The sequence below is a fragment of the Photobacterium aquimaris genome, assembly GCF_002954455.1.
GTDB classification, from domain to species: domain Bacteria; phylum Pseudomonadota; class Gammaproteobacteria; order Enterobacterales; family Vibrionaceae; genus Photobacterium; species Photobacterium aquimaris.
Genome location: NZ_MSCC01000003.1, coordinates 150,561 through 152,408, shown reverse-complemented (window position 1 = coordinate 152,408; position 1,848 = coordinate 150,561). Strand labels below are relative to the sequence as shown.

Genomic DNA, 1,848 nt, shown 5'->3' with positions numbered 1-1,848 from the left:
CTGAGAATTAATAGTGCTAATATCTACTCGTTCAGTTTTCACGTACCTAGACTTAATTATCATTAATACAAATTAAATTTCTCTTAACCTATCAATAAAAAAATACTTTCCAAAACCCATTTGAATTTATTCTCACACCGAGCGCATAATTATTTTTGGGCTTTTTTTGATGGCACGCCACATTACCATGGTGTAAGAATTCCAACCCCTTGTTAACACAGTCATTTAATAACAAAAAAATGCACCCCCACCACTATTTACCCTCTTTGTAAAAAAAAATGGTCGAATAACGATACTGAATACGATTGGTGACACTAAAAATGCAATGCTTTATTCCGTTTTTATGGTTTTATTTTTATGAAAACGGCGCATTATATGTCTCGAACACAAGGTTAACAGTTCAGTTTAAAATATAACTTTTATGGTAAAGAGTTATATTTTAATTATTTTATTGATAACGATTTAATAAAATAATTAAGTATTTATTACTTTTGTAATAAGCAATTCACCATGGACAAGGTTTTATTTCAATCCAGATAAACGCTAATTTAAATATAAGGTTTATCATCCCACTAATCATAGGTGAATATAATGTCATCAGATACTGGCACTAAAAAAATGGGACTCGTTGGCTTAACTGTACTTGTTGCAGTTAACATGATGGGTTCCGGTATTATTATGCTACCAGCAAGCTTGGCGCAAGTTGGTGCAATTTCAATGTTATCTTGGATTGTAACTGCGCTAGGCGCAATGTGTATTGCTTACACATTCGCTAAATGTGGTGCATTTTGTAAACGCTCTGGCGGTATGTCAGCTTACGCACAAGAAGCACACGGAAAATCATCTTTCTTCATCTCTTCTTATACTTACTACGTGTGTTTAGTTATTAGCTGTGTGGCGATTGCTGTTTCAGCGTTAGGTTACATCAAACCATTTATGCCTTGGCTTGATACACCGATGCACACTTTCTACGGTGTGGTTGCTATCCTTATCTTCACTATGGTAGCTAACTTTGGCGGTGCGAAAATCACCGGTCAAATCTCAGCATTCACTGTTTGGGGTATCATTATTCCAGTTGCTGGTCTGTCTATCATCGGTTGGTGGTGGTTCGATCCACAAACATTCATGAACGCATGGAACCCACACCACGATACTACAATGCACTCTGTATCTTCAGGTATCGCACTGACTTTATGGGCTTTCCTAGGTATTGAATCTGCTGGTGCTAACTCTGATGCAGTTGAAAACCCAGAGCGTAACGTACCGCTTGCAGTACTATTTGGTACTGGTTTCGCAGCGATCGTTTACATTGCATCTACTGGTGTTATTCAAGGTATTATTCCTAACTCAGAACTTGCAGCATCAACTGCACCGTTTGGTTTAGTGTTCAGCCATATGTTTAACCCTACTGTAGGTAACATCGTTACTCTAGCTGCAGTTATTGCATGTATCGGCTCACTACTTGGTTGGCAGTTCACTAACGCACAGGTTTCTAAAGCGGCAGCAGATGAAGGTCTATTCCCTAAAATCTTTGCTAAAACAAACAAAGCAGGCGTACCAATTGCAGGTATGTTAATCATGCTAGCTGCTGAGATTTTACTAGCGGTAATGACGATTTCTCCAAACCTAATCAGTCAGTTCAACGCGCTATTGAACCTTGCAGTATTCATTAACATGGTACCTTACATCCTATCGATGACTGGTCTTGAAGTATTACTTCGCAAGAACATGGTATCTCAAAAGCAATACCGCTTAGGTGCGACAGTGGGTACATTAGCGGTTCTTTACAGTATCTATGGTGTGTATGCTTGTGGTGCTACCGCAGTATTTGGCGGTACTATCCTGACA

The 1,848-nt window shown here is 38.6% G+C and carries 1 protein-coding gene; it reads left to right on the top strand.

Annotation, left to right across the window (positions count from 1 at the left end; translation table 11 throughout):
* Positions 1-591: 591 nt before the first annotated feature.
* On the top strand, positions 592-1,848 hold a 1,257-nt coding region (gene potE, locus BTN98_RS16830), incomplete at its 3' end, for a putrescine-ornithine antiporter (protein WP_105030055.1).